The organism is Pseudomonas oryzihabitans (genome assembly GCF_024652905.1).
Classification (GTDB): domain Bacteria; phylum Pseudomonadota; class Gammaproteobacteria; order Pseudomonadales; family Pseudomonadaceae; genus Chryseomonas; species Chryseomonas benzopyrenica.
Genome location: NZ_CP102428.1, coordinates 1,669,701 through 1,695,959, shown reverse-complemented (window position 1 = coordinate 1,695,959; position 26,259 = coordinate 1,669,701). Strand labels below are relative to the sequence as shown.

Below are 26,259 nucleotides of genomic sequence, written 5' to 3'. Positions count from 1 at the left end.
CATCCATTCGCCGTCCACTGAGGAATTCATGGCCGCTATCCGCCTTTCGTTCCGCTCAGGCTTCCGCCGGGGGCTGCTCGCCCTGGGTCTGCTAAGCCTCGCCTACGCCGCCCAGGCCGATACCAGTCTGCGCATCGGCTACCAGAAATCCTCCACCTTGCTGGTACTGCTCAAGGAGCAGGGCACCCTGGAACGGGATCTGGCGGCCAGGGGCATCACCGTCAGCTGGCATGAGTTCTCCAGCGGTCTGCCGCTGCTGGAGGCCCTCAACGTCGGCAATGTGGATCTCTCCGCCGACGTCGCCGACACCGTGCCGGTGTTCGCCCAGGCGGCGGGTGCCAAGCTCACCTATTTCGCTCGGGAGACGCCCTCGCCCCAGGCCCAGGCCATCGTGGTTCCGCAGGATTCGCCGCTGGAGACGCTGGCTGATCTCAAGGGCAAGCGCGTCGCCGTGACCAAGGCCGCCGGTAGCCACTACCTGCTGATCGCCGCCTTGCAGAAGGCCGGTCTGACCTTTGCCGACATCCAGCCCGCCTATCTCACCCCCGCCGACGGTCGCGCCGCCCTGGAGAACGGCAAGGTGGATGCCTGGGTGGCCTGGGAGCCCTTCGTCGCCAGCGCCCAGCGTCAGCAGCAGGTACGCATCCTCGCCTCGGGCGAGGGCCTGGCCAGCTACCAGCGCTACTACCTGGCCGCCAGCCCCTATGCCCAGGCCCATCCCGAGGTGCTGGCCCTGGTGTTCGGCCAATTGCAGCGCACCGGCCAGTGGGTGAAGCAACACCCCGCCGAGGCGGCACGCCTCCTCGGTCCGCAGTGGGGCCGCCTGGACGAGGCCACCGTGCAGCTGGCCAACAGCCGCCGCACCTATGACGTCCAGCCGGTCAGTCACGCCGCCCTCGGCGAGCAGCAGCGCATCGCCGATGCCTTCCACGCGGCCAAGCTGCTACCCACTGCCGTGGATGCCAGCGCCGTGGACCTCTGGACCCCCAGCGCCCCCCTGACCTCCCGCTAGTCGACAAGGAACTCGAGATGCACAAGACCACGCTACGCTGGGCTGCCGGCCTGGCCCTGCTCGGCAGCGCGCTGCTGGCGCAGGCCGCATCGCCCAAGGAAGTCCGCCTGGACTACGCCTACTATGCCCCCACCAGCCTGGTGCTCAGTAGCAGGGCGCAGCCTGGGCCTACCAAAGCGCCGCCATCGCAATCAACGCCAACGCAACGGTGATACCACCGCCAATACGTGTTGCGATCTGGGCAAAGGGCATCAGCATCATGCGATTGGAAGCGGAGAGGATGGCAATGTCACCCGCGCCGCCCATGCCGCTGTGAGTGCTGGCCACTATGGCTGACTCTATCGGATAGAGCTTGACGCAGCGTCCTATCACATAGCCCGATGCCGTCATCGACACCACTGTGACTACGATGGTGATGAGGTTTGCCGGAGCAAAACCCTGGATCAGCGTCTGCCACGGAGTCAGCACGATCCCGAAGGCGAACAGCATCGGATAGGCGATTGCAGTCAGGCAAAACTTGTAGACGGTGTAGGAGCCCGACTGCAGACGAGGGGTTACGCCATGGCACAGCTTCAGTGCCACTGCCAACGCTAGCATCACCACCGGAGCGGGCCAGGACAATAGCTGCTGGGAAAGGGTGCCTGCCAGGTACAGCGTCACCGCGATCATTCCCGCAGCGGCTATGTTCTGCACGTTGCCGTCCATTGGCCCCTGATGACCGCTACGAAACTCTTCGTCTCCCCCTGGCTGAAGCTGACCGTTTCCGGTGAGTTGCGGCCTACGCTTTCCAATCCATGCCAGACTTCCTGCGCAGATAATCGCGGTCAGGTTACCTACCAGGATCGCGGGCATCACTCGTGCGAGAATCTCACCTTGGTCGATTCCGGTGATTCCGTGGTATCCAATGGAAAGAGGAATAGCACCCTCACCTACGCCGCCGGCCATGATGGGCACCACGATATAGAAAAATGTATGCCAGGCCCCCAGTCCGAGCAGGGTGCCGGTCAGCGTTCCCACACAAGCTGCGACTATGGATCCAACAAATAGCGGAACGAATATTTTGAGAAAACCTTTGATCAAGGTTTCTCTTTCCATGCTCAAGATGGAGCCGACAATCACGGCGGCAATGAATACATACAGAATGCCGGATGACTTGAAAAAGCTTTCTACAGCAGCGGTCATGGGGGCTGGTATCAGGCCCTTATAGGCGAGATAAGAGGGTACGAAGGTCACGATCACTGCGGCGCCGCCGATATTCTTAACGATCGGCATACGCTTGCCGATTTCCCCCAGTGCAAAGGCGAACGCGGTCATGATGCCTATCACGGTAGCGATGTCGCTTTTGAATTTTCCCAGAACGCTAAAGACGATCAATACCGCAACGAGTAGGACGTAGATGGGTAGTGGAATTATACCCACATCGGTATCCATCCAACGTTGCCAGAGGCCCTTTTTCAACGAAATGGATTCGGGTGATGCACTGCGGGTCGATAATTGTTGTTCACTCATGACGGAAACTCAGTTGTTTTTATTGAAAATTGCCTGCGCGCGAGTGTGCGCGAGCAGGCTTCCTGCTGCCGCTGGGCTGCTGAGCGTGTTATGCTTTTAAACAGTTAAAACGGATGATGTAGCTATCCGGAAAGCGCGTGCAAAGGCTTCACTACGGTCGCGTAATTAGCTAGGGCGCTGGACGATTGAAGCCCTAGTTTAGCCTCGACCCACAAATGGCATATTGGTAGCCATGATGGTGTGAAAGAGGGTATTGGCTTCCAATGGCAAGCTAGCCATGTATACAACGGCTTGACCAACTAGGCTCGCATCAATGAGCGGTTCGGCTTTGAGCTCACCGTTTGCCTGAGGGACGCCTGCAGCCATTCTCGATGCGAGCTCGCTCATGGCATTGCCAACATCAATCTGACCGACTGCGATGCTGAAAGCTCTGCCGTCAAGGGACGCGGCCTTGGTAAGGCCAGTGACAGCATGCTTGGTCGCGGTGTAGGCGATCGAATTGGGCCTTGGAGAATACGCAGCTAGAGAACCGTTATTGATGATCCGGCCACCCTGAGGATGCTGGTCCCGCATCATTCGAAAGGCTTGTTGCAGGCAGAAAAACATGCCATTGAGGTTGGTATCGACGACCTCGCGCCATTGGCTCGCGTCCCAGTCGATGAATGCGCCTGGAGGGTTGCCGCGACCGGCATTGTTGAAAAGCAGATCCAGCCTGCCGAAGCGCTCTTGGATATCAAGGAACAGGCCCTTCACGGCTTCCGAATCGCCAACATCAACGACCGCAGTCACTGCCGAAGGATGATTGCGGTCTTTCGACCTAATCTCTTCAGCCACGGCTATTAGTCGTTCTTCACGTCGGCCCGCCAAAATAACGGTATAGCCGTCCTTGGCCAGGGCCAAGGCTGCTGCCTTACCGATCCCGCTGCCGGCGCCGGTGACCAAGGCAATTTTCTGTAACGCGCTCATCGAGGGGATCCCTCCTGATAGACGCTGGCGTCAAGCGCCGATACCGGCGCTTGATCTTTTATGAAATAACTGAAAAGTGTTCGACAATCGGTGGGCGCAGGAAGAACGGACCAACGATGCTTCGCCATTCCGAAAAGGCTTCGGACTGACGGAAATCCACGGTATGGTTTTCCAGCGTTTTCCATTTGATCTGTAGCAAGAAACGGCCAGGCGACTCGATGCCGTGCAAGACCTGATAGCCTTGGTAACCGTCCGCTTTAGAAATCACCGTCTCAACCCCCCGAACGATGGCTTTCGCGAACTCTTCTTGCCGCTCGGCAGCAACCTCGATGTCCGCCACTTCAATAATCATTGCTCGACTCCAGCGAAATAAATTTAGCGTTCGCTATACAACACGCCACCGCGCGACTTGTTATTCGGGTCTGATTCGACGATTTGGACCACCACCTTGTCAGTGGGCACATTGAAACTTTCCACGACGGCTTCGGTGATTTTCTGCATCAGCATTTTTTTCTGCTCATGGGTGCGGCCTTGAACGGCATAAACAACGATCTCGGGCATGATCTTTATCCGCTGATATAAGTTGCTGACGTTCTCCACGGTCGTGGAGAACGTTTCTATTTTGGGTTCAGGTCTTGTGTTCCGCGGCGATGGAACGGGTTTCGCCTGTTTCGACGAGCGTGCGCGTGGCGTCGGCAGATCCATAAATCCAGAGGATCTTCATGGGTTCAGTTTCCGACGCATTGCGAAAGCGATGAGGGACGCCGGCAGGGATGAAGGTCACGTCCTGCGGTTTAATATCGAATTCCTGGCCGTCGATATCAAAAATCGCATGACCTTCGATGAGCATCACGCTCTCTTCGCAGTTATGGAAATGGAAGGGAATCTTGGCTCCCCCGGCAAACTCGGTAAAGCCGTTGATGAAGCGACTGGCACCAAGTCCCTTCGTTACGAGGGGAGTGGTCGAAGCGCCACCGCCTCTGTCATGCTTTTGGATAACTTCCGGCTTGAGCAGCCAGGCATCCGATTCAGTCTTGATCATTGGGGCAGTCTCTTGTTCTGGTTTATTGATTGGGGCCTTGCCAAACCGTTTTAATGTTGGTGAATTCGCGGATACCGGAATCACCCAGTTCGCGGCCATAGCCGGACTGCTTGATGCCACCGAAGGGTACGCGGGGATCGGAAGCCACCAAGGCGTTTATGAATACGGCGCCGGCTTCGATGCGGCGCGCCAAGCGTTGACCCTTGTTCACGTCGCCGGTCCAAAGGGCAGCGCCGAGGCCAAATTCGGTGGCGTTGGCGACCTGAATGGCTTCGTCCTCATCTTTAACGCGAATCACGGCCGCAGCAGGGCCAAAGGTCTCTTCGCAAGCCGCGACCATGGAGGGATGGACGAAATCCAATACGGTGGGCTGGTAATAGAAGCCAGCGCCGTGAACCGCGTTACCGCCGGTGAGGAGCTTGGCACCCTGTTCCAGGGATCGCTGTACCTGCGAGTGGAGGTCGTCCCGAAGATTGGCCCGCGCAAGCGGACCAATTTGCGTGTCGCGAGCTTCCGGGTCGCCCACTTTCAACGCCTTTACCCCAGCTACGAAGGCATCAACGAACTGGTCTGCAACAGCATCCTCGACGATGAAGCGCTTGGCTGAAATGCAGCTTTGTCCGGTGTTGGAGAAGCGCGCCTTCACAGCGTTTTTCGCAGCCAGCTCAATATCAGCGTCTTTCAGAACGATGAAGGGATCCGAGCCACCGAGTTCAAGTACCTGCTTCTTCATCACGCTGCCGGCTTGGGCTGCGACGAGCTTACCTACGGCAGTGGAGCCGGTGAGAGTAACTGCCGCAATCCGGTCATCCGCCAGAACGCCGGCCACCTTGGATGCATCGATCAGCAGCGTTGCCACCAGACCATCCGGCAGGCCGGCCTCAGCAAATGCCTTTTCCAGTGCGAGTGCGCAACCCGGTACGTTGTTCGCGTGCTTCAGGATCGCCCCGTTACCCGCAGCCAGCGCAGGCGCAGCGAAACGGATAAACTGCCAGAACGGATAGTTCCAGGGCATGACGGCCAAGACGACGCCCAGCGGATCAAAAACCACTCGGCTATCTGCAGCGTTGGTTTCGACGGTGCTGTCCGCCAAATAGACCGGAGCCTGGCGTGCGTAGAATTCGCAGGTCACCGCGGACTTCTCGATCTCCCCCTCGGCTTCGACGATCGGCTTACCCATTTCCCGGGTGATCAGCAGCGCGTATTCGTCACGATTCGCACGCAACACAGCGGCAAGCTTGATCAGTAGGGAACACCGCTCTTCGATGGGACGGGTGGCCCACGATTTTTGCGCTTCAGCCGCGCCTGCCAGCGCTTGTTCGACTTGCTCAGCCGTGTGCAGCTCGTAGGTGGCCAACGCCTGGTTAGTGGCGGGATTAATCGAGGTTATTGTCATTTGGAGCTCCAGCTCGCTAAGGGGCGGTCTTTGAACAGATCGGAATGGCGCGGGAGGGAACGCTCAACGTCGTTTCGCCGCACGAACACCTAAAGGGGAAGGGTATGGGTCCGGTTTCAACACCGGCGCTTGAGAGCCTTCACCCCAGCAGATTATCGCCGTGGGTATTTCGTGTAAATGATATACCACGATGATTTTAGAGAGTGCAAGGTGCGCTGTCGGCGGATCGTCGGGCTAAGGCGCGCCGTCAGTTCGGTGAGTGCGTGGTAGCATCCGCACTTTCACTGCGAAATTGTCTGCGCCATGAGCACGTCGCTGGTCTCTCAGCTCATTCCCAACATCCTGACGTACATCAGTTCCCATAACCTTGAGGTAGGCACTCGATTACCCGAACGCGCGCTTGCGGAGCGGCTTCGCGTTTCCAGGTCTCCTGTGCGGAGCGCACTCAAGGCAATGGCCACTCAGAACCTGCTTGCCGCGCACCCGGAAGGCGGGTACGTCGTTGCATCTGCAGCCCTGGCCGCCACTCCTCAAGCCCAAGAGGAGGTCTCGAATACGGAGCGTATCTATCTCGAAATCGCCAAGGACCGGTTGGAGGATCAGCTGCCACTCAAAGTGACCGAGAATGAGCTCATGCGGCGCTATCAGGTCACAAGGTCGCAGCTGGCAGACATCCTGCGTCGGTGTGTCCAGGAGGGGTGGGCGGAGCGGCTACCAGGGTATGGTTGGGAGTTCGTCGAGGGCATGACCTCGCCTGCGGCCTACGCCCAGAGTTACCGTTTTCGGCTGCTGATCGAGCCGGCGGGTATTCTGGAGCCAACGTTCAAGGTGGATGCGTTCAGACTGTCGATCTGCCGAGAAGAGCAGGAGCTCTTGGCCAACGGCCGCGTTTTCGAGGCGTCACCAGCCGAGATATTCGATGCGAATACACGCCTTCATGAAACGATCGCCAGTTGCTCAGGGAATGCCTTCATCTTCGATTCCCTGCGTCGATTGAATCGTATTCGGAGACTGATGGAGTATCAGAAGGCGGTAGATCGCGAGCAAACGCTCAGGCGGTGCAAAGAGCATCTGCTACTCATCGATCTCCTGCTCGCTGGAGAGATTCAGGAGGCCGCGGCCTTCATGACGACTCACCTGACTACCGCTGCCAGGGAAAAGCAGAATTTCCTGCAGGCGTGATCCCTGCTGCTCGCGCTCGGCGAGCGGTAACTCCCCCGCGATTACTCGACCATAGCTATTTCTTTGGATAGGCATATAGGCCTTCCAGCACCCAACCAGTCTGCCTTTCAAGCCCGTTCCCTGACCGGAGCGGCGCCTCAGTGTGCGTGTGTATTTCGATAACGCTTGCATTGAGTGTTTTTTGATGGAATAAAATACCACCACACGCTGTTGCCAGATCTGTCGCCTCGACCAGGTGAACTCTGAACGGCGATCGTGCCCAGACCTACTTACGGAGAAAAACAATGCGCATTCTGGTTCTGCCTGGCGATGGCATCGGCCCTGAAATCGTTCAAGCGTCCATCGCTGTGCTGGATGCAGCCAACGCCCAATTTGGCCTTGACTTGGCCTTCGACTACGACGATGTGGGCTTCACCAGCCTGGAAAAGTACGGCACGACGCTGCGTGACGAGACCCTTGAAAAGGCTCGTGGCTATGACGGCATCATTCTTGGGACCCAGTCGCACGCGGATTATCCGGCGCCCGAGAAAGGCGGACGTAACGTCTCGGCCGGCTTCCGGGTTGGCATGGATCTTTATGCCAACGTCCGACCTGCCCGTACCCGATCCTTCCTCGCTTCGAATATGAAAGAGGGTCGCACCATGGATCTGGTGATCATGCGCGAGGCGACCGAAGGATTCTATGCAGACCGCAACATGAGCCGCGGTTGGGGTGAGGTCATGCCTTCGCCGGACATGGCACTGTCCATCCGCAAGATCACCCGGCACTGCAGCGAGCGCATCGCGCGCCAGGCCTTTGAGCTGGCGATGAAACGCCGCCGCAAGGTCACCGCCATCCATAAAGCCAACAGTTTCCACATGACCGACGGGCTCTTCCTGGAATGTGTTCAGCACGTCGCCAAGGACTTCCCAGAGGTTCAACTGGACACGCTGCTGGTGGACGCTTCGACCGCCTACCTGGTGCGCAATCCGGAACGTTTTGATGTCCTCGTCGCGACCAACTTCTACGGCGACATCCTGAGCGACCTGGCCAGCGAGCTGTCGGGAAGCCTTGGTCTGGCCGGATCCATCAATGCCAGTGACATTCACTGTTGCGCCCAGGCGCAGCACGGCTCCGCGCCGGATATCGCCGGTCAGGACAAAGCCAACCCGACCTCCATGATCCTGTCGGTTGCAATGCTGCTGCATTGGCTCGGCGAGAAGCGCAGCAGCCCCAAATACCAGGAAGCAGCTGCTTGCATCGACCAGGCCGTCGACCGCGTTCTTCAGGATCCTGCGACCCGCACTGCAGATCTGGGCGGGCGACTGGGTTGTGAAGCCTTCGGTAAAGCAGTCGCCGAAGCGCTTAACGCCTAAGGCAGAAAGGCTGCCGTTTCCCAGTAAATCAGGGCAACGGCGCCTACTTATAGCCGACAGCGATTCTCGCGAGCTGCTGTCGGCGGTAACCGCGTAGGAGAAGATCCTTATGATCGGTTCGCGCGAAGCTGTTATCGATACCCATGTTCACGTGTTTCATCGTGGTCTGAAGTTCATCGATAGCCGCCGCTTTACGCCTGACTATGACGTCCTTTACGAACGACTGATCGAGACATTGGACAGGCACGGCGTCGACAAGGCGGTTCTCATTGCCATCAGCATTCTCGGGGCTGACAACAGCTATCTGCTGGAATCGCTCAAGCGCAGCAACGGACGACTTCGGGGAGTCGTTGCAATAAATCCAGCCACGGATATTGATCGCTTACCTGAATACGCTGATTCGGGAGCTGTCGGGATCCGCCTCAACCTGACAGGCAATCTGCCTGTGCCGGATTTCAAGTCTGGTCAATGGCCCGACATCCTCGACTTCTGTCGGCAAAATCGCTGGCATATCGAAGTCAATGACCGTTGTGATCGTCTTCCAATGACCGTTGAGCCTCTCCTGGAAAGCGGAACACGTGTCGTGGTCGATCACTTCGGTATGCCCAATGCCGACGAGGGCTTGTCGGGTGAAGCCTTTCAACGATTACTGAAGTTGGCTGACACGCAACTGCTCTGGCTGAAACTGTCGGGAGCTTATCGGACGAGCAGGTCTCTCGCTGACGCAGCGGTGCCTCTCCTCCTAGAGACCTTCGGTGCTCACCGGCTTGTTTGGGCAAGCGACTGGCCATTTACCCAACGTGAAGACAGCCAGACCTATCAGATGCAGATTGACGACAGAGATCGCTGGCTCAGCGACCCGCCAGTTCGAGGGCAAGTTCTGTGGGATACGCCTTCCGAGCTGTTTCACTTCAACGTGTAGCTAAGCGCGCCAATCCTCTAGAGAGGTAGCGCGCGCCTTGCTCTCCCTTAACGCGATTTGTCCTCTTGGCAGAGGAGGGGAGAGCTCATGTCTGGAAAAAATGTTTGAACAATAAGCACCTACAAGGAGCACCAGATGAGTAAGCGTATCGCATTCGTTACCGCCGGTATGGGCGGCCTGGGTACCGCCGTTTGCCAGCGACTGGCACGGGACGGCTACACGGTAATCGCGGGCTGCGGCCCGGATTCGCCAATGAAGGCTGACTGGTTGGAGCAGCAGCGCAAGTTGGGCTTCGATTTCATCGCCTCTGAGGGCAATGTCGCGGATTGGGAATCCACCCGTGCCGCCTTCGCGAAAATTCGCGACGAGGTTGGTCCTGTCGATGTGCTGGTCAACAACGCCGGTACCGCCTGCAACGTGGTGTTCCGCGACATGCAGCCGGGTGACTGGCAGACGGTGATCGATACCAACCTGAACTCGCTGTTCAACGTCACCCGCCAGGTGATCGATGGCATGACTTCGCGCGGCTGGGGCCGGATCATCAACATCTCTTCGGTCAACGCTCAGCTCGGTCAGGTCGGCCAGGTCAATTATTCCACCGCCAAGGCGGCCATCCGCGGCTTCACTCGGGCCCTTGCACGAGAACTTGCGTCGCGCGGGGTCACGGTCAATACGGTCTCGCCTGGTTACATCGCCACACCGCGTCTCAAGGCCCTGACTCGAACCGATCTCATGGATCGCATCGTCCACGAGATTCCCATGCGCCGTCTCGGTACCCCGGAAGAGATCGCTTCCATGTGCTCCTGGCTTGCCTCTGAAGAGTCGGCCTTCGCCACCGGCGCGGACTTCTCTCTTAACGGTGGTCTGCACATGAGCTGATCACCGCACTGCCACCGGACCACAACAACAACCACAACAACAGTTGTACTTTGGCACCAGGAGATACCGATGCTCTCTCTGCTCGGCTATGGAATGATCGTGACCTTCATGGCGCTGATCATGACCAAGCGGCTGCCACCGCTAGTGGCTCTGACCATCATCCCAATTCTATTCGCAGTGATCGGCGGCTTCGCGCCGGTCATGGGCCCGATGATGATTGATGGCCTGCGCAAGGTGGCACCCACTGCCATCATGGTGATGTTCGCCATCCTCTATTTTGGGCTGATGTTTGATACCGGTTTGTTCGATCCGGTGATCCGCACCTTCATCAAGCTGATCAAAGGCGATCCCGCCAAGGCAGTGCTCTTCGCTACCCTGCTAGCCGGCATGGTCTCTCTGGACGGCGACGGCTCCACCACCTACATGATCACCGTGACCGCCATGCTGCCGTTGTTCCGCCGGCTGCGGCTGAATCCGCTGATCCTTCCCTGCGTGGTCATCCTCGCCGCCAGCGTTACTAACCTGCTTCCCTGGAGCGGGCCCATGGCGCGGGTCGCCGCGGCACTGCAGGTGGAGACCACCCAGCTGTTCATTCCCCTGATTCCCCCGATGATCGTTAGCTTCATCGGCGTGCTCGCCCTGGCCTTTTGGCTCGGGCTGCAGGAACGGCGGCGCCTGGGTCTGCTGGTCGCACCCGGCAGCAATTCGCTGCGGGCCACCGGCATGGATGAAGACATGGCCGATCTGCTGACCCTGAGTGAGGAGAACGCCGAACTGCGGCGGCCCAAGCTGTTCTGGTTCAACGCCATCCTGACCCTGGCGCTGATGACCTGCCTGGTCATCGAGTTGCTACCGCTACCCATCCTATTCATGGTCGCCTTCAGCATCGCCCTGACCATCAACTACCGTCATATGGATGATCAGCGTCGACGTATCGCAGCCCATGCTCCCGCTGCATTGAACCAGATCGCTATCTTTATCGCGGCGGGCATCTTTGCCGGCATCTTGTCTGGCACAGGCATGGTCAAGGCCATGTCTGGATCTCTGCTCTGGGCGTTGCCAGACAACTGGGGCAATTATCTGGCACCGATCACCGCCTTGCTGAGCATTCCCGGTACCTTTTTCATGTCCAACGACGCCTTCTACTACGGCGTGCTGCCGGTGCTCGCGCAGGCTGCTGATGCCTACGGTATCAGTGCGGCCGAAATCGGTCGGGCTTCGCTCATTGGCCAGCCGGTGCACCTGCTCAGCCCGCTGGTAGCCTCTACCTATCTGCTGGTGGGCCTGGCTGGCGTGGAGTTTAGCGATCACCAGAGATACACCATGAAATGGGCCTTTGCTTTGAGCTTCTTGCTCATGGGGGTCTCCATGATGCTCGGCCTATTCCCCCTCTATTCAACGAACAGTTGATCCTGAGGAGCACTATGGTCATACGACATTGTGAAGCTGATGTAGAGGAAACGTCTCCGGGTAAAGCCCGGAGGCGGATCACGTCTGCTAAGCAGAATGGTCAACGGCAAGGTCGTCCCCCGGCTGAAGTCCACCTGACGACGCTTGAGCGAAAGATGCTGGTTGCGATCATCAACAGCCAACACCTGTCCGGTCGGAGGAGGGTGGCTGCACAAATCATCCTTGCTTGTTCAGCTGGCGAAAAAGGCGTGGATATAGCGGCGCGAATAGGCGTCACGGCGCGAACGGTCTCCCGCTGGCGCATGCGATTCGTTGACGCCCGAGAAAGGACACTGCGCGCGGCTCGTAGCTGAAATACCGGGGAAAGACCTTGCCGGCCAGGCAACGCCAAGAGACTACCGTGTAGCAATTGGTCGTCTGCCCTCTCATCAGCCCTTATGCGTTCGCCAAGACTAGCGCTTGGCACCGACCTTCGCGCGCAACTATGAACACCCGGCAAGCGTTCGCCAGAAGCGAACGCTGCGTTGGCCAAAGGTCAATTTTCGCTGGGCAGCGGGTTGCCTAAGGTGGCGCAAGCGGGTCTGACGGGCGCCATGGCGCGGACGTCGGACCTTTCCAATCGGTGCCAGGAGAGCCCTATGTACGCCTATGTCGGCAGCCGAACCACCCGTGCCCGTCAGGCCCGCGGGGAGGGGATCAGCGTTTACCGGGTCATGCCCGCAGGCGCGCTGGAGCTCGTCCAGGTGGTCGGTGACCTGATCAATCCGTCCTACCTGATCCTCAATCGGGCGGGTGACCGTCTCTATACGGTGCATGGCGACGAGCAGGCGGTCAGCGCCTTCGCCGTCGACCGCTCGAGCGGATGCCTGACCCTGCTCAACCAGCAATCCAGCGGCGGTCGCAACCCGGTGCACCTGGCGCTGGCGCCGGACGATCGCCACCTGGTGGTGAGCAATCACCTCGGTCGCAGTCTCGCTGTCCTGCCAGTGGCGGCGGATGGGCGGCTGGAGCCACTGGTCCAGCTGCTGGAGCTGCAGGGCGAACCCGGGCCGCATCGCCAGGAACAACCCCATGCCAAGCCCCACTGCAATCCCTTCGACCCCAGTGGCCGCTTCGTGCTGGTGCCGGACAAGGGACTGGACCGGATCTTCAGCTTTGCCTTTCACGACGGACGCCTGGTGCCGGTGGCCGAGGTGGCGACCCGCGAGGGCGCGGGGCCACGGCACCTGGTCTGCCATCCGCACCTGCCGCGGGCCTATGTGGTCAACGAGCTGGATTCGACCCTCACCAGCTATGCCTTCGATGCCCGCTCCGGTGTTCTCGAACCCCTGGCCATCCACTCGACGCTGCCAGCCAGCTTCACCGGCAACAGCCGGGCGGCGGCCATCGAACTGGATCGCAGCGGGCGTCTGCTCTACACCTCCAATCGCGGCCACGACAGCCTGATGGTCTTCGCGCTGGATCCCCAGAGCGGGCTGCCGACGCCGCTCGGCAGCCTGGCGAGCGGTGGCCGCACGCCCCGCGCCTTCGCTCTGGCGCCGGATGGCCGCCAGTTGTTCGCCCTCAACGAAGACAGCGACAGCATCGTCACCTTCCTGGTCGACGAGACCCGGGGAATCCTCGAACCCACCGGCACGGCGGTGCGCTGCGGCAGCCCGGTGTGCCTGGTCTTCAGCCGCTGAAGATCGCCGCCGCATCCTACAACAACAAGATCGGCCGCCTCGTCGCGGCCCTGTGAGGCCATCATGAACACCACCCCCGTGAGCCGGGAGCAGGCCATCATCCGCAAGGTGACCTGGCGCATCATCCCCTTCGTCTTCCTGCTCTACATCGTCTCCTACCTGGATCGGGCCAACATCGGCTACGCGGCGTTGCAGATGAACGCCGAGCTGGCGCTGTCCAGCGAAGTCTTCGGCTTCGTCTCGGGTATCTTCTTCATCGGCTACTTCCTGTTCGAGGTGCCGAGCAACCTCTTGCTCGAACGCTTTGGCGCGCGGGTATGGATCGCGCGCATCCTGGTCACCTGGGGGGTGATCGCCGCGGCCACGGCCTTCGCCCAGACCGCCATGCACCTCTATGTCCTGCGCTTCCTGCTAGGTGTCGCGGAGGCGGGTTTCTTTCCCGGCATCATCGTCTACCTGACCTACTGGTTTCGCTCCCGCGAACTGGCCACCACGGTGGCACTCTTCACCGCGGCGATCCCGGTGTCCTACATCATCGGTGCGCCGCTCTCGACCTGGATCATGGACAACGTGCACTGGCTGGGCTGGAGTGGCTGGCGCTGGATGCTGTTCCTGGAAGGTATCCCGGCGGTGTTCCTCGGCGTGCTGTGCTATTTCTACCTCACCGATCGGCCCGAGCAGGCGCGCTGGCTGACGACCGAGGAAAAGGCCTGGCTGCTGGCCGAGCTGGAGCGTGATCGCCAGGCGCGCAAGGACGTCAAGCATTTCGGCGCGCTCAAGGCCATGAGCAATCCCAAGGTGCTCTATCTGGCCTTCATCTACTTCGTCTACCAGTGCGGCAGCCTGGGCGTGGGTTATTGGATGCCGCAGATCATCAAGGGCTTCTCCTCCGCGCTGAGCCACACTCAGATCGGCTTGATCGCCACCATCCCCTACATCGTCGCCACCCTGGTGATGATCGCCTGGTCGCGGCGTTCGGATCGCCATGGCGAACGGCGTCTGCATTCGGCCATTCCGCTGGCGGTCGCGGCGGTGGCGCTGGTGGGTGCCGGCCTGGTGCACGATCCTTACCTGGCGATCGGCTTGATCAGCCTGGCGCTGGCCGGCCTGTACAGCTTCAAGTCGCCGTTCTGGGCGCTGCCGACACTGTTTCTCAGTCGTTCCACGGCCGCGGTATCCATCGCCGTGATCAATTCCATTGGCAACCTGGGCGGCTTTGTCGGACCCTTCATGATCGGCATGGTGAAGGGCAATACCCAGAGCGCCTCGGCGGGCCTGCTGTTTCTCAGTGCGTTGCTGGCGATCGCCTTCATCATGACCCTGCTGATCCGTCTCGACCGTGGCGACGACACTCGCGCCGCCGCGGTCACCACCTGACCTCCAAGGAGTTCTCCCATGACCCCCAGCTCAGCGGTACTCGCGGACCTCGCCCCCCAGGGCGCATTGCGGACGGCGATCAACTACGGCAATCCGGTGCTGGCGCAGCGCGGCGCCGATGGCCAGCCGGCCGGGGTCTCCGCGGCCCTGGCCCACGCCCTGGCCGAGCGCCTGGGCGTGCCCGTGCAGTTCAGCACCTACGACGCCGCCGGCAAGGTCTTCGCCGCCCTCGAAGACGAGGCCTGGGACCTGGCCTTCTTGGCCATCGAACCGGTGCGGGCGGCGCAGATCGACTTCAGCCATCCCTACGTCATCATCGAGGGCACCTATCTGCTGCAGGACGCCGATCCCGCCCAGGGCGTGGCCGAGCTGGATCGGGCCGACCGCCGCATCGCCGTGGGGCAGGGCGCCGCCTACGACCTCTATCTGAGCCGCACCCTGACCCAGGCCGAACTGGTGCGGGCGCCGACCTCGGCGGCGGCGGTGGACTGGTTCGTCGATCAGGGCCTGGACGCCGCCGCCGGCGTGCGCCAACCGCTTGAGGCCTATGCCCGGGCTCACGCCGGCTATCGGGTGCTGGCCGACAGCTTTACCGAAATCCGTCAGGCCATGGCCGTGCCCAAGGGGCGCAGCGCCGGCGCGGCCTTCGTCCGGGATTTTCTCGACGAGCAGATCCGCAATGGCTTCGTCGCCCGCGAACTGGCCGCCAGCGGTCAGTCCGAGGCACGGGTCGGGCCCGCATTGAACGCCTGACATCGGCTGGACCTGGCTGCGGGCACGTACCCGTAGCCAGGTCCAGCGGTCGCCGCACCGTCTCAGCCGGCGCTAGGGCGATTCCCTGGTCACCGGCTCGACCGAGCGTGCGCACCAGCGCCGATAGAGCGGTTCGGCCACCGCCATCACCACCACCAGCCGCAGGATCTGCATGGCGGTGACGGTGCCTACGCCCAGCCCCAGGGCCTCGGCCGTCAGGTACATCTCGGTGGTGCTACCCGGCGTCATGCCCAGGCCCAGGGTGGTGAAGGGCAGGGCGAACACCTGGGCCAGCAACCAGGCGATCAGGAAGGTGGCGACCAGGCAGAGCAGGGTGTAGAGGGTTGCCAGCAGCAGAAAGCGCGGCGAGCGGCGAAAGAAGGCGCGGTCGAAGTGACACCCCAGGGTGACGCCGATAAGCACCTGGGCCAGGTGGCTCAGCGTCGGCGGCAGGCTGGTGACCAGGCCGCTGGAGGCGGTGACCAGGCAGCACAGCGCCAGGGGGCCGAACATCCAGGGGTTGGGCCAGCCGCGACGCTTCCAGGCCAGGGCCGCCACCAGGCCGGCCGCCAGTAGCGGGGCCAGCCAGCGCCAGTCCGGCGGCGGTGGGACATGGGCGGCCTGGGCGATACCGGGGACGCCCCAGAGCATGGCCGGCGGCACCACCAGCACGATGATTACCAGCCGCAGGGTATGGGCGGCGGCGACCTTGGGTGCATCGGCGCCATGGCGTTCGGCCAGATTGATCATCTCGGCGAAGTTGGCTGGCATGAAGGCGAAGAAGGCGGTCTTGGGTTCCGTGCCTAGGCGTTGCACGACGGTGATGCCGACAAGCGCGAGCACCAGGGTGGCGATGGCCGCCAAGGCCATCAGCGGCAGGTGCCTGACGACCTCGGTCAGTATCGCCGGGGTGAAGTGCAGGCCGATGGCCGTGGCGATCAGCCATTGCCCGGCGGGGCGACCGTGGGGAATGGCGGTGATGCGCCAGCCGAGGCAGCGACAGAGGGTCACCGCAATCAGAGCGCCGGTGATCCAGGGCAACGGCCAGTGCACCAGGCTGGCGAGCCAGCCGCCGAGCAGGCCGACGAAGGGGGTGGGCCACCAGGGGCGAGGGGCGAAGCGGGAGGTCGACATGGCGTGGTACAGGATCCGGTTGCAGGGTTCAGGGACGCAGATGACCGACAAAAGCCTTGGCCACCGGTGACAGCGCACTATAGCGCCGCACCACTACGACGATGGCGCGGCTGGCCCAGGCTTCGTCCAGCTCTAGGGCTACCAGTTTCATCGGCTTGAGATAAGGCCGCACGATGGACTCGGGCAGCACGCACAGGCCCAGGCGAATCGCCGCCAGTCGGCACATGGCCTCGAAGCTGCTGATGCGCACGCGCTGACGGATGCTGCGCTGGAGCAGCGCCGCCTGGCGCGAGAGCAGGGCGTTCATCGAGCTCTCCACGTGGGGGCCGATGAATTCATGATCCAGGGTCTCGGCGAAGCTTACCCGTTCGCGCCCGGCCAGGGGGTGATCCGCAGCGGCGATCACCACCAGTCGCTCGCGGCGATAGGCGAATGTCTCCAGGTCCAGGGCGGCGGTATCGGCCGCGACGATGCCCACATCCGCCCTGCCTTCGGCCACCGCCTGGACGATGCTGCTGCCCACGCGCTCCTCGATGTCGAAATCCACCCGCGGATAGAGGCTCATGAAGCTGGCGAGATCGGGGGTCAGGTGATTGGTCAGCGCCGAGGTGATGGCTTGCAGGCGGATATGGCCGGTGGCGCCGCTGCCGTGCTCGTTGAGTTCCAATTGCATGAGGCGCAGATCACCATGCACCCGCTCCACATAGTGCAGCATGGTCTCGCCGGCCGGGGTGAGTCCCATGCCACGGGCGTGCCGGATGAACAGTGGCACCCCGACCTGGTCTTCCAGTTCGCTGATTCTCTTGCTCACGGCGGAGACGGCCAGATGGCAGAGCCGCGCGGCGCGGGTGACGTTGCGCTCCTGGGCCACCACCCGGAAGACGTTCAGGCTGACCAGATCGTAGCGTGGCGCAGAGCCGCTCATGGGCGATCCTCGCAAGGGGTCAGGGGGCGACGGCCAGGGCCCGTTCGAAGAAGTCCGGCGTGCCGAAGTTGCCGGATTTGAGCGCCAGGGCGATGTCCCCCCGGGCGCCGCTGCCCAGGGTCCAGGGGACGCCCGGGGCGATGGGCGCCCCGATGCGCAGACTGACGATCGCCAGGGCCTTGACCACCGCCCCCGAGGTTTCGCCGCCAGCCACCACCAGCCGCGTCACGCCACGCGTTTGTAGGCCCTGGGCGATACGGGCCAGGGCATCTTCGACCAATTGGCCGGCGCGCTCCACGCCCAGCTGTGCCTGGGCCTTGCGCACCGCTTCGGGGTCAGCACTGCCATAGATGAGCACCGGCTCGGTAGCCAGGCGCGCTTCGGCCCAGGCGAGCGCGGCACCGACCTGATCGTCGCCCGTGGCCAGGGCCAGCGGATCGAGGCGGAAGCCAGGCCGGTGCTCTAGCCAGACGGCCACCTGGCCGCGGGTCGCGGTGGAACAGCTGCCCGACAGCACGGCAGCCAGACCGGGCGCAGCGGGCAGGGCTGATGCTTCGGCATGGGCGGCCAGCAGGCCGCGGCGGCGGAAGTTGGCCGGCAGTCCCAGGGCCACGCCGGAACCCCCGGTGACCAGTGGATGATCCGCCACGGCTGCACCTATGGCGTGCAGGTCGGCGTTGTCGATGGCGTCGACGATGGCATGGCGAACGCCCTGCGCCTGGAGGTCGGCCAGAGCCGTGGCCAGGGCTGCGCTGCCCTGACGCACCTGGGGCAGGCGTACCAGGCCGACGGGATGGGGTGTTTGTGCCTGTAGTACCCGCACCAGGTTGCTGTCGGTCATGGGGGTCAGCGGGTGGTGGCGCATGCCCGACTCGGCCAGGGGCTGGTCGCCGACGAACAGCTGGCCGAGGTAGAGCGTCCGGCCGTTTTCGGGAAAAGCGGGGCAGGCGATACTCAACGTGGCGCCCAGGGCACCGGCCAGGGCATCGGCGACCGGTCCGATGTTGCCGGCCGCGGTGGAATCGAAGGTTGAGCAATACTTGAAGAAGAATTGCCGGCACCCCAGCGCGCGCAGATAGGCCAGGGCCGCCAGGGACTCGGCGACCGCTTCGGCGGTAGGCAGGGTACGGGTCTTGAGGGCGACCACCACGGCGTCGACGTCGCTGGGCAGGGGTCCGTCCGGCACGCCCAGTACCTGAACGGTGCGCATGCCCTGGGCCACCAGGGTGCTGGCGAGGTCGGTACCGCCGGTGAAGTCGTCGGCGATGCAGCCCAGGAGCGGCGTGGCCATGGAGATTCTCCTTGTTCTTGTCAGGGGTCTCCGGGGCGCGCACGCCCCGGAGAGGCGGGTATGACCTCAGCCGCGCAGGACCTGGGCCACTGCCTGGCCGAAGGCGGCGCAGCCCAGGCTGCCACCCAGGTCGGCGGTGCGCTTGGCCGGATCCTCCAGCACCTTGTCCACCGCCTGGTCGATCGCCGCGGCCGCTTCCTGCAGCTTGGCATTGCCACGGTGCTCGCCCATCCAGTGCAGCATCATGCCGATGGACAGGATCATCGACACCGGGTTGGCCTTGTCCTGACCGGCGATATCCGGCGCCGAGCCATGCTGGGCCTGGGCGCAGCAGTGGATGTTGCTCGCCATGATGGAGCCGGCGAGGCCCAGGCTGCCGGAGAGTTCGCTGGCCAGGTCGCTGATGATGTCGCCATAGAAGTTGGTGGCCACCAGCACGTCGAAGCGCTCGGGGTTGCGCACCAGGTGCGCGGTGGAGGCGTCCACCAGCAGATCGTCGAGCTGCACCTCGGGGAATTCCTTGGCCACGTTGCGCACGCATTCCAGGAACAGGCCGTCGGTCATGTGGAAGCTGTTGGCCTTGTGAATGGCGGTGACCTTGCGCCGGCGCTTCATCGCCAGCTCGAAGGCCTGGCGCGCGATACGCTCGCTGCAGTGACGGGTGATCTTGCGGGTGGACAGCGCCATGTCCGGGGAGGGCATCACCTCGCCCCAGCCGCGGCTCATGTTGCGATCCGGATAGAAGCCTTCGGTGGCCTCGCGCATGATCACCAGGTCCATGCTCTTGCCTTCCCTCATGTTGGAGGCGAGGAACGGCCGGGTGCGCGCCGGGCGCACGTTGGCATAGAGATCGAGGCCGATGCGAAAGCCGGCAGAGACATTGCGACCGCCTTTTTCGGGCGCCGGGTAGTCGGCGTGGGATTGGGTGCCAAGGATCACGCCATCGTAGGTCTTGGCCTTTTCCAGGGTCTCGTCACGCAGGGTAATGCCGTGCTTCTCCAGGCTGGTGAAGCCGACGTCGTCGTAATCGAAGGTCAATCCCAGGCCGAACTTTTCGTTGGCGACATCCAGCACGGACATGGATGCCTGGATGATTTCGGGACCGATACCGTCGCAGGGCAGGACCAGAATACGCATTGTTTTCTCCTTGTAGATTCTGTGGGGACGTCGGCCTGATGGCTGAGCCTGAGGAGGTCACAACTTGGGCAGGACGATTTGTACTTTATGTCATCTAAAAACAATTCACGCAACGGTGCAGGACAAAAAAAGCGACATCGATTCGTGCCTGGCGAACGTGTGGGCTCAGCGCCCGTATGGGTGACGGGCGTGCAGGGGCATTGAGGGTCAGGCGCGCGGGCGAATCAGGCTGGCTGCTTTGCCGCGTCTTCTTCGGCGGCTTCCAGCTGGCGGTCTTGGGCGGCCTTGAGCCGGCTGACCACGTCGAGATGCTGGTGCAGGAAGAGCGCCGCTTCTTCGCGACTGCCGCCTTCGAGCAGGTCGAGGATATGCAGGTGTTCCTGACTCTGGCCGATCTGCCGCGAGCGTTCGACGTTGGAGCGGTACGCCATGAAGCGACGCAGCTGATTCTGCCGGCGGATGGCTTCGAGTAGAAAGACATTGCCTGAGCAGCGCACCAGCAGTTCGTGGAAGCTGGAGCCGATCTCGAACAGCTGGGCGCGGGACAGAGTGAACAGCTCCCCGTCCAGCAATCGTTGCTGCCGCTGGCGGGCCTGGGCGAAGGCGCGCTTGTCGATGCGATAGCCCGGCTCGCGCAGGGCGAAGGGCTCGATGGCCATGCGGAAGCGATAGCTCTGGATATGGGCTTCGCTGTCATGCAGGAAAGTATTGATCTCCCACCCCTGGCCAGGGCGGCGTTCGATCATGGCCTCGCTGGCCAGGCGGTTGAGCACCTTGAGCAACTGGCCGCGAGGGATCTGGTAGCGCCGCAGCAACTCGGCCTCGAAGAAGCTGCTGCGGATGTCGCCGCGCAGCATGTCGTCCACCACCCGCAGGTAGAGCTCCTCATAGGGATCGTCCTCGCTGGGCAGGGCGGCCTGCTCGATGGTGGTGGCGTTGCGGGTGAGGAAGAAGCCGCGATTGGGCTCCTTGCGCGCCAGGCCCAATTGTTCCAGCAAGGCGAAGCCCCGTCGTACCGGCGAGCGGGAAACGCCCAGTTCCTTGGCGAAGGCCTCCTCGCGCAACGGATCACCGGCCTTCATCGAGCGGGCACGGGCAAGGTCGATGATGCGCGGGGCGAGTTGTTCGGCGAGGTCTTTTTTCATCGGGAGTCTTCTGGACGACGGGTACCGGAGCGCAGGTACGGAAGAGGTTGGCCAGCCGGGTCTGGCGGAGCGCCCTGACGTTACCATAACCACGGCCCTCCGGAGCGGGCGACGGCGCCGGATGCACCGTCGCCGAGACCGTCAGCGGGCCGAGTAGAGCGGGAACAGCCCCAGCGCCATGGAGACCGCCATGAGCAGAAAGCTCAGGGCGAACGCCCATTTCATGGTGTATCTCTGGTGATCGCTGAACTCGACTCCGGCCAGGCCCACCAGCAGATAGGTGGACGCCACCAGCGGACTGAGCAGGTGCACCGGCTGCCCGATCAGCGAAGCCCGGCCGATCTCTGCCGCGCCTATGCCATAGGCTTCGGCCGCATGGGCCAGCACCGGCAGTACGCCATAGTAGAAGGCGTCGTTGGACATGAAGAAGGTGCCGGGAATGCTCAGCAGCGCGGTGATGGGCGCCAGGTAGTTGCCCCAGCTCTCCGGCAGGGCCCAGAGCAGCGAGCCGGACATGGCCTTGACCATGCCGGTCCCGGAGAGGATGCCGGCGAAGATGCCAGCGGCGATGAAGATCGAGATCTGCGTCAGGGCCGCGGGGGCATGGGCCGAGATGCGCCGACGCTGGTCGTCCATCTGCCGGTAGTTGATGGTCAGGGCAATGCAGAAGGCGACCATGAATAGGATCGGCAGTGGCAGCAGTTCGATCACCAGGCAGGTCATCAGCGCCAAGGTGAGCAGGGCATTGAACCAGAACAGCTTGGGCCGGCGCAGTTCGGCGTTCTCGTCGCTCAGCGTGAGCAGATCGCCCATGTCTTCGTCCATGCCCGTCGCGCGCAGCGGATTGCCACCCGGTGCCACCAGCAGGCCCAGACGGCGCCGCTCCTGCAACCCCAACCAGAAGGCCAGCGCCAGGACTCCGATGAAGCTGACGATCATCGGCGGGATCAGCGGGATGAACAGCTGGCTGGTTTCCACCTGCAGTGCCGCGGCGACCCGGGCCATGGGTCCGCTCCAGGGCAGCAAGTTGGTGACGCTGGCAGCGAGGATGACCACGCAGGGTAGGATCAGCGGATTCAGCCGCAGGCGGCGGAACAGCGGCAGCATGGCGGTCAGAGTGATCATGTAGGTGGTGGAACCGTCGCCGTCCAGGGACACCATGCCGGCCAGCAGGGTAGCGAAGAGCACGGCCTTCGCGGGATCGCCTTTGATCAGCTTGATGAAGGTGCGGATGATGGGATCGAACAGCCCGGTATCGAACATCAGGCCGAAATAGAGGATGGCGAACATCACCATGATGGCGGTGGGTGCGACCTTGCGCAGGCCATCGATCATCATCGGCCCCATCTCCGGCGCGAAGCCGCCGATGATGGCGAAGATGATGGGGATGATGGTCAAGGCCACCAAGGGCGGCAGCCGCTTGGTCATGATCAGCGCCATGAAGGTCACGATCATTCCATAGCCGAGCAGAGAGAGCATCTGTATCTCCTGATTCCAAAATACAACTTTTGTTGTGGTTGTCGTTGTGTTCGGTGGCGGAGTAGCGATCAGCTCATGTGAAGGCCGCCATTGAGGGAGAAGTCCGCGCCGGTGGCGAAGGCCGATTCGTCCGACGCCAGCCAGGAGCACATGGAGGCGATCTCTTCCGGCGTACCCAGGCGGCGCATGGGGATCTCGTGGACGATGCGATCCATGAGTTCGGTGCGGGTCAGGGCCTTGAGCCGTGGCGTGGCAATGTAGCCGGGCGAGACGGTGTTGACCGTGACCCCGCGGGCCGCCAGCTCACGGGCCAGGGCGCGGGTGAAGCCGCGGATCGCCGACTTGGCGGTGGAATAGTTGACCTGGCCGACCTGACCGAGCTGGGCGTTGACCGAGGAGATGTTGATGATCCGTCCCCAGCCGCGGGAGGTCATGCCATCGATCACCTGGCGGGTGACGTTGAACAGGGAGTTGAGGTTGGTATCGATCACCGTCTGCCAGTCACCCGGTTGCATGTCGCGGAACACCACGTTGCAGGCGGTACCGGCGTTGTTGACCAGGACATCGACGGGGCCGACCTCGTCGCGAATCTTGGCAAAGGCAGCACGAGTGGATTCCCAGTCAGCGACGTTCCCTTCGGCCGCGATGAAGTCGAAGCCCAGCTTGCGTTGCTGTTCCAGCCAGTCGGCCTTGAGCGGTGAGTCCGGACCGCAGCCGGCGATGACGGTGAAGCCGTCCCGAGCCAGGCGTTGGCAAACGGCGGTTCCCAATCCGCCCATACCGGCGGTGACGAAGGCGATGCGCTTGCTCATGTGTAGCTCTCCTGTTGTCGTTCTTGTCGGGCGTGAGCCGTATAAGGCACGGTAAGACGAATCGAATTGTCTTGTAAATACACAAGATACAATTATGAGGATGGGCGGTAGCTTTCGGTGGGTTTGGGCGTTTCGGCCTCGAGCTAGCGAGGCCCTGGATTCACATCCGTCCTTCGCTCAGGGTCTTGCGGATCACGTAGGGCAGGATGCCGCCCTGGCGCAGGTAGAGGATCTCCTGGTTGGAATCCAGCGGCAGTTCTAGGGTGACGCTGTCACTCTGGCCATCCGGGCGGGTGATCTGCAGCCTGATGAGGTTGATGCCTACCCGCAGTTCATCCAGCCCGGCGAAGTCCAAACGCTCGTCACCGCTCAGGCGCAGGCTTTCGGCGCCCTGCCCGGCGGGGAAGCGCACCGGGAAGATGCCCATGCCGATCAGGTTGCTGCGGTGGATGCGCTCGAAGCTCTGCGCCACCACCAGCCTGACGCCCAGGGTAGCCTGCGCCTTGGCCGCCCAGTCGCGACTGGAGCCGGCGCCGTAGTTGAGGCCGGCGAACACCACCAGCGGCGTGCCCTGGCGGACCCAGCTGAGGGCGGCGTCGTACACCGGCAGCACCTCGCCGTCGGCCGCCCGCGCCCAGCCGCCCTGGCCCGGATGCGCCGGCAGCAGGCGATTCTTCACCGCGCGGTTGACGAAGGCACCGCGCATCATCACCTCGTGATTGCTGCGCCGGGTCGAGTATTGATTGAGGTCTTCCGGCGCCTCGCCATGGTCCACCAGCCAGCGGCCCGCCGGGCTGTCCAGGGGGATGGCACTGGCGGGCGAGATGTGGTCGGTAGTGATGTTGTCGCCCAGCACCATCAGCGTGCGGGCGTCGCGCACGGCCAACGACGTGGGCGGCTCTGGGGTGATCCCCTGCAGATAGATCGGCCGGCGCAGATAGGTCGAGCTGGGCGACCAGGGAAAGCGCACGCTGCCCTCGGCGGACAACGCCTGCCAGTGGTGGGTCCCATCCCAGAGAGTGGCGTTGCGCTGGCGGAACAACTCCGGGCGCACTGTCTCGCGGACCAGCGCCTGGACCTCGTCATCGCCCGGCAGCAGATCGCATAGGTAGACGGGCTGACCGGCTTGGTCCAGCCCTAGCACGGCCTGTTCGAGATCGACGTCGATGCTGCCCGCCAGGGCGTAGGCGACCACCAGGGCCGGCGAGGCGAGGTAACCGAACTGCGCCTTGGGATTGACCCGGCCTTCGAAATTGCGATTGCCCGAGAGCACCACCACTGTCTTCAGGCCCTGGTCGGCGAAGGCTTCCATGTGGGCTTCGAAGGTGCCCGAGTTGCCGATGCAGGTCATGCAGCCGAAGCCGGCCAGGTCGAAACCGAGGGCGGCGAAGTCGCTCAGCAGATCGGCCTCGCGCAGGTAGTCCGCCACCACCCGAGAGCCAGGGGAGAGCGAGGTCTTTACCCAGGGCTTGCGGGTAAGGCCACGTTCGCGCGCCCTTCGCGCCAGGAGACCGGCCTGGATCATCTGGCTCGGGTTGGCGGTGTTGGTGCAGCTGGTGATGGCGGCGATGGAAATAGCGCCATGGGTCAGCGGCTGGCCGAAGCTCGGCTCGAAGTAGTCCGCCGTAGCCGCGGTGGAACGCGCGATCAGACCGGCGTCCGGGTTGGTCGGCACCTCGGCTCGAAAGGAGTCGCGGGCTTTGGCCAGCGGTTGCCATTGGTGCGGCTGGTGCGGACCGGCCACGCTGGGCTCGATGCTGGCGAGGTCCAGCGGAATGACCTCGGTGAAGACCGGCTCGGGATCGCTGTCGTGGCGCCACAGGGTCTGGGCTTTCAGGTAGGCCGCGACCCGCTCGCGCAGCTCCGGGGTGCGGCCAGTGAGCTCGAGGTACTCCATGGTCACCGTATCGAAGGGGAAGAACACCACGGTCGCGCCGTATTCCGGTGCCATGTTGGAGAGGGTGCCGCGGGCGGCCCAACTCAGGCCCGACAGGCCCGGTCCGCAGAACTCGACGAACTTGCCCACCACGCCGCGCTGGCGCAGCAACTGGGTGACTTTCAAGGAAAGGTCAGTGGCGGTCACCCCCGGACGTAGCGCATTGGTCACACGGATACCGATGACCTCGGGAAAACTGATCGGTACCGGCTCGCCCAGCATGGCCGCCTGGCCTTCCAGACCGCCCACGCCCCAACCGAGGATGCCGATGGCGTTGATCATCGGCGTATGGCTGTCGGTGGCGACCATGTCGTCCGGGTGCAGCAGCGGTTGGCCGTCGCTGGTCTCGCTTTCCCAGACCACGGTGCCCAGGGACTCCATGTTGACCTGGTGGATGATGCCGGTGCCCGGTGGAACCACCTTGAAGTTGTCCAGGCTCTTCTGCGCCCACTTGATGAACTGGTAGCGCTCGGTATTGCGGCGGTAGTCGATGTCCAGATTGGCTTCCACCGCGTCCGGCTCGGCGAAGCGTTCGACGATCACCGAGTGGTCGATGGTCAGCACCGCCGGGATGCGTGGATTCATCCGGCTCGGATCGCCGCCCAGTTCGGCCACCATGTCGCGCATGCCGGCGAAGTCGGCCAGGGCGGGCAGGCAGGTGGTGTCGTGGAACATCAGGCGGTTGGGCAGGAAGGGCGCCTCGCATGGCGGGCCTTCGCCACGGGCACGGGCCAGCACCGGCGGTAGCGCCTCGGGAAAGCAGCGGGCGACGTTTTCCACCAGCAGACGCAGGGAGTAGGGCAGGCGCGCCAGGGTGTCGGCGTCGAACAGACGCTTGAGGTCGACATAGGCGTAATGCCGGTCGCCGAGGGTGAGCTGGCCGGTGTAAGTGGAATCCAGGGCAAACTTCATGGG

The 26,259-nt window shown here is 62.7% G+C and carries 24 protein-coding genes and 1 pseudogene; 11 read left to right on the top strand and 14 right to left on the bottom strand.

Going from position 1 to position 26,259, the window contains the following annotated elements; all coding sequences use genetic code 11:
• Window positions 1-37: 37 nt before the first annotated feature.
• Together NRG74_RS07850 and NRG74_RS24415 are read left to right on the top strand one after the other, a co-directional pair.
• On the top strand, window positions 38-1,012 hold the full coding sequence (locus NRG74_RS07850) for an aliphatic sulfonate ABC transporter substrate-binding protein (RefSeq protein WP_437181184.1): 975 nt from the start codon (window positions 38-40) through the stop codon (window positions 1,010-1,012).
• A 17-nt stretch (window positions 1,013-1,029) separates the two neighbouring features.
• Window positions 1,030-1,158 (top strand): annotated as a pseudogene (locus NRG74_RS24415) (aliphatic sulfonate ABC transporter substrate-binding protein); the annotation flags it as partial.
• Window positions 1,159-1,180: 22 nt separating this feature from the next.
• On the opposite strand, the gene NRG74_RS07845 reads toward NRG74_RS24415, so the two are convergent.
• The 6 genes from NRG74_RS07845 to NRG74_RS07820 form a co-directional block, all read right to left on the bottom strand.
• A complete protein-coding gene (locus tag NRG74_RS07845; RefSeq protein ID WP_257706222.1) occupies window positions 1,181-2,521 on the bottom strand; it encodes a 2-hydroxycarboxylate transporter family protein in 1,341 nt (446 codons plus the stop codon).
• Window positions 2,522-2,719: 198 nt separating this feature from the next.
• Window positions 2,720-3,487: an SDR family oxidoreductase gene (locus tag NRG74_RS07840; protein WP_257706221.1), complete on the bottom strand. Its 768-nt coding sequence runs from the start codon at window positions 3,485-3,487 to the stop codon at window positions 2,720-2,722.
• A gap of 58 nt (window positions 3,488-3,545) precedes the next feature.
• A complete protein-coding gene (locus tag NRG74_RS07835) occupies window positions 3,546-3,839 on the bottom strand; it encodes an antibiotic biosynthesis monooxygenase family protein (protein WP_257706220.1) in 294 nt (97 codons plus the stop codon).
• A 23-nt stretch (window positions 3,840-3,862) separates the two neighbouring features.
• Window positions 3,863-4,048 carry a tautomerase family protein gene (locus tag NRG74_RS07830; RefSeq protein ID WP_231356199.1) on the bottom strand — a complete coding sequence of 62 codons (186 nt, stop codon included), beginning with the start codon at window positions 4,046-4,048 and terminating at the stop codon, window positions 3,863-3,865.
• A gap of 67 nt (window positions 4,049-4,115) precedes the next feature.
• On the bottom strand, window positions 4,116-4,529 hold the full coding sequence (locus NRG74_RS07825; RefSeq protein ID WP_257706219.1) for a cupin domain-containing protein: 414 nt from the start codon (window positions 4,527-4,529) through the stop codon (window positions 4,116-4,118).
• A 22-nt stretch (window positions 4,530-4,551) separates the two neighbouring features.
• Entirely contained in the window at window positions 4,552-5,925 is a 1,374-nt protein-coding gene (locus NRG74_RS07820) for an NAD-dependent succinate-semialdehyde dehydrogenase (RefSeq protein WP_257706218.1), read from the bottom strand.
• A gap of 303 nt (window positions 5,926-6,228) precedes the next feature.
• Here NRG74_RS07820 and NRG74_RS07815 point away from each other — a divergent pair, with 303 nt between their 5' ends.
• The 9 genes from NRG74_RS07815 to NRG74_RS07780 all read left to right on the top strand — a co-directional run bounded on the left by NRG74_RS07815 (window position 6,229) and on the right by NRG74_RS07780 (window position 15,485).
• The gene (locus NRG74_RS07815; RefSeq protein WP_257706217.1) at window positions 6,229-7,107 is read left to right on the top strand and encodes a GntR family transcriptional regulator; all 879 of its coding nucleotides are present in this window, start codon (window positions 6,229-6,231) and stop codon (window positions 7,105-7,107) included.
• A gap of 284 nt (window positions 7,108-7,391) precedes the next feature.
• Window positions 7,392-8,462 (top strand): isocitrate/isopropylmalate dehydrogenase family protein, encoded by a 1,071-nt coding sequence (locus NRG74_RS07810; RefSeq protein ID WP_257706216.1) that lies wholly within the window; start codon window positions 7,392-7,394, stop codon window positions 8,460-8,462.
• Window positions 8,463-8,571: 109 nt separating this feature from the next.
• Window positions 8,572-9,384, top strand: a complete 813-nt coding sequence (locus tag NRG74_RS07805) for an amidohydrolase family protein (RefSeq protein ID WP_257706215.1) — start codon at window positions 8,572-8,574, stop codon at window positions 9,382-9,384.
• Window positions 9,385-9,519: 135 nt separating this feature from the next.
• Window positions 9,520-10,263, top strand: a complete 744-nt coding sequence (gene phbB, locus NRG74_RS07800) for an acetoacetyl-CoA reductase (RefSeq protein WP_257706214.1) — start codon at window positions 9,520-9,522, stop codon at window positions 10,261-10,263.
• 69 nt (window positions 10,264-10,332) lie between these two features.
• Window positions 10,333-11,673 (top strand): CitMHS family transporter, encoded by a 1,341-nt coding sequence (locus NRG74_RS07795; RefSeq protein WP_257706213.1) that lies wholly within the window; start codon window positions 10,333-10,335, stop codon window positions 11,671-11,673.
• Window positions 11,592-12,026, top strand: a complete 435-nt coding sequence (locus NRG74_RS24465; protein WP_367576070.1) for a helix-turn-helix domain-containing protein — start codon at window positions 11,592-11,594, stop codon at window positions 12,024-12,026. Before NRG74_RS07795 ends, NRG74_RS24465 begins: the two co-directional genes overlap by 82 nt.
• A gap of 285 nt (window positions 12,027-12,311) precedes the next feature.
• Window positions 12,312-13,355: a lactonase family protein gene (locus tag NRG74_RS07790; protein WP_257706212.1), complete on the top strand. Its 1,044-nt coding sequence runs from the start codon at window positions 12,312-12,314 to the stop codon at window positions 13,353-13,355.
• A gap of 63 nt (window positions 13,356-13,418) precedes the next feature.
• The gene (locus NRG74_RS07785; RefSeq protein ID WP_064309047.1) at window positions 13,419-14,732 is read left to right on the top strand and encodes an MFS transporter; all 1,314 of its coding nucleotides are present in this window, start codon (window positions 13,419-13,421) and stop codon (window positions 14,730-14,732) included.
• A gap of 18 nt (window positions 14,733-14,750) precedes the next feature.
• Window positions 14,751-15,485 (top strand): transporter substrate-binding domain-containing protein, encoded by a 735-nt coding sequence (locus NRG74_RS07780; RefSeq protein ID WP_017639656.1) that lies wholly within the window; start codon window positions 14,751-14,753, stop codon window positions 15,483-15,485.
• Window positions 15,486-15,557: 72 nt separating this feature from the next.
• Here NRG74_RS07780 and NRG74_RS07775 read toward each other — a convergent pair whose 3' ends face one another.
• The 8 genes from NRG74_RS07775 to acnA form a co-directional block, all read right to left on the bottom strand.
• Window positions 15,558-16,619, bottom strand: a complete 1,062-nt coding sequence (locus tag NRG74_RS07775; RefSeq protein WP_257706211.1) for an AbrB family transcriptional regulator — start codon at window positions 16,617-16,619, stop codon at window positions 15,558-15,560.
• Between the two features lie 28 nt (window positions 16,620-16,647).
• Window positions 16,648-17,544, bottom strand: a complete 897-nt coding sequence (locus tag NRG74_RS07770; RefSeq protein ID WP_257706210.1) for a LysR family transcriptional regulator — start codon at window positions 17,542-17,544, stop codon at window positions 16,648-16,650.
• A gap of 19 nt (window positions 17,545-17,563) precedes the next feature.
• Window positions 17,564-18,835, bottom strand: a complete 1,272-nt coding sequence (otnK, locus tag NRG74_RS07765) for a 3-oxo-tetronate kinase (protein ID WP_257706209.1) — start codon at window positions 18,833-18,835, stop codon at window positions 17,564-17,566.
• A gap of 66 nt (window positions 18,836-18,901) precedes the next feature.
• Complete coding sequence (locus tag NRG74_RS07760; protein WP_017639660.1) at window positions 18,902-19,972, bottom strand: isocitrate/isopropylmalate dehydrogenase family protein; 1,071 nt, start codon at window positions 19,970-19,972, stop codon at window positions 18,902-18,904.
• Between the two features lie 224 nt (window positions 19,973-20,196).
• Entirely contained in the window at window positions 20,197-21,117 is a 921-nt protein-coding gene (locus NRG74_RS07755) for a GntR family transcriptional regulator (protein ID WP_017639661.1), read from the bottom strand.
• Window positions 21,118-21,258: 141 nt separating this feature from the next.
• The gene (locus NRG74_RS07750; protein ID WP_068383950.1) at window positions 21,259-22,596 is read right to left on the bottom strand and encodes a CitMHS family transporter; all 1,338 of its coding nucleotides are present in this window, start codon (window positions 22,594-22,596) and stop codon (window positions 21,259-21,261) included.
• A 68-nt stretch (window positions 22,597-22,664) separates the two neighbouring features.
• On the bottom strand, window positions 22,665-23,408 hold the full coding sequence (phbB, locus tag NRG74_RS07745; RefSeq protein WP_017639663.1) for an acetoacetyl-CoA reductase: 744 nt from the start codon (window positions 23,406-23,408) through the stop codon (window positions 22,665-22,667).
• Window positions 23,409-23,568: 160 nt separating this feature from the next.
• A complete protein-coding gene (gene acnA, locus NRG74_RS07740) occupies window positions 23,569-26,256 on the bottom strand; it encodes an aconitate hydratase AcnA (RefSeq protein ID WP_257706208.1) in 2,688 nt (895 codons plus the stop codon).
• Window positions 26,257-26,259 lie beyond the last annotated feature (3 nt).

Excerpts from the sequence above, each read along its gene's own strand:
- NRG74_RS07845 (WP_257706222.1), bottom strand. The coding sequence starts at position 2,521 with ATGAGTGAACAACAATTATCGACCCGCAGTGCATCACCCGAATCCATT.
- NRG74_RS07840 (WP_257706221.1), bottom strand. The coding sequence starts at position 3,487 with ATGAGCGCGTTACAGAAAATTGCCTTGGTCACCGGCGCCGGCAGCGGG.
- NRG74_RS07835 (WP_257706220.1), bottom strand. The coding sequence starts at position 3,839 with ATGATTATTGAAGTGGCGGACATCGAGGTTGCTGCCGAGCGGCAAGAA.
- NRG74_RS07830 (WP_231356199.1), bottom strand. The coding sequence starts at position 4,048 with ATGCCCGAGATCGTTGTTTATGCCGTTCAAGGCCGCACCCATGAGCAG.
- NRG74_RS07825 (WP_257706219.1), bottom strand. The coding sequence starts at position 4,529 with ATGATCAAGACTGAATCGGATGCCTGGCTGCTCAAGCCGGAAGTTATC.
- NRG74_RS07820 (WP_257706218.1), bottom strand. The coding sequence starts at position 5,925 with ATGACAATAACCTCGATTAATCCCGCCACTAACCAGGCGTTGGCCACC.
- NRG74_RS07815 (WP_257706217.1), top strand. The coding sequence starts at position 6,229 with ATGAGCACGTCGCTGGTCTCTCAGCTCATTCCCAACATCCTGACGTAC.
- NRG74_RS07810 (WP_257706216.1), top strand. The coding sequence starts at position 7,392 with ATGCGCATTCTGGTTCTGCCTGGCGATGGCATCGGCCCTGAAATCGTT.
- NRG74_RS07805 (WP_257706215.1), top strand. The coding sequence starts at position 8,572 with ATGATCGGTTCGCGCGAAGCTGTTATCGATACCCATGTTCACGTGTTT.
- phbB (WP_257706214.1), top strand. The coding sequence starts at position 9,520 with ATGAGTAAGCGTATCGCATTCGTTACCGCCGGTATGGGCGGCCTGGGT.
- NRG74_RS07795 (WP_257706213.1), top strand. The coding sequence starts at position 10,333 with ATGCTCTCTCTGCTCGGCTATGGAATGATCGTGACCTTCATGGCGCTG.
- NRG74_RS24465 (WP_367576070.1), top strand. The coding sequence starts at position 11,592 with ATGGGCCTTTGCTTTGAGCTTCTTGCTCATGGGGGTCTCCATGATGCT.
- NRG74_RS07790 (WP_257706212.1), top strand. The coding sequence starts at position 12,312 with ATGTACGCCTATGTCGGCAGCCGAACCACCCGTGCCCGTCAGGCCCGC.
- NRG74_RS07785 (WP_064309047.1), top strand. The coding sequence starts at position 13,419 with ATGAACACCACCCCCGTGAGCCGGGAGCAGGCCATCATCCGCAAGGTG.
- NRG74_RS07780 (WP_017639656.1), top strand. The coding sequence starts at position 14,751 with ATGACCCCCAGCTCAGCGGTACTCGCGGACCTCGCCCCCCAGGGCGCA.
- NRG74_RS07775 (WP_257706211.1), bottom strand. The coding sequence starts at position 16,619 with ATGTCGACCTCCCGCTTCGCCCCTCGCCCCTGGTGGCCCACCCCCTTC.
- NRG74_RS07770 (WP_257706210.1), bottom strand. The coding sequence starts at position 17,544 with ATGAGCGGCTCTGCGCCACGCTACGATCTGGTCAGCCTGAACGTCTTC.
- otnK (WP_257706209.1), bottom strand. The coding sequence starts at position 18,835 with ATGGCCACGCCGCTCCTGGGCTGCATCGCCGACGACTTCACCGGCGGT.
- NRG74_RS07760 (WP_017639660.1), bottom strand. The coding sequence starts at position 19,972 with ATGCGTATTCTGGTCCTGCCCTGCGACGGTATCGGTCCCGAAATCATC.
- NRG74_RS07755 (WP_017639661.1), bottom strand. The coding sequence starts at position 21,117 with ATGAAAAAAGACCTCGCCGAACAACTCGCCCCGCGCATCATCGACCTT.
- NRG74_RS07750 (WP_068383950.1), bottom strand. The coding sequence starts at position 22,596 with ATGCTCTCTCTGCTCGGCTATGGAATGATCGTGACCTTCATGGCGCTG.
- phbB (WP_017639663.1), bottom strand. The coding sequence starts at position 23,408 with ATGAGCAAGCGCATCGCCTTCGTCACCGCCGGTATGGGCGGATTGGGA.
- acnA (WP_257706208.1), bottom strand. The coding sequence starts at position 26,256 with ATGAAGTTTGCCCTGGATTCCACTTACACCGGCCAGCTCACCCTCGGC.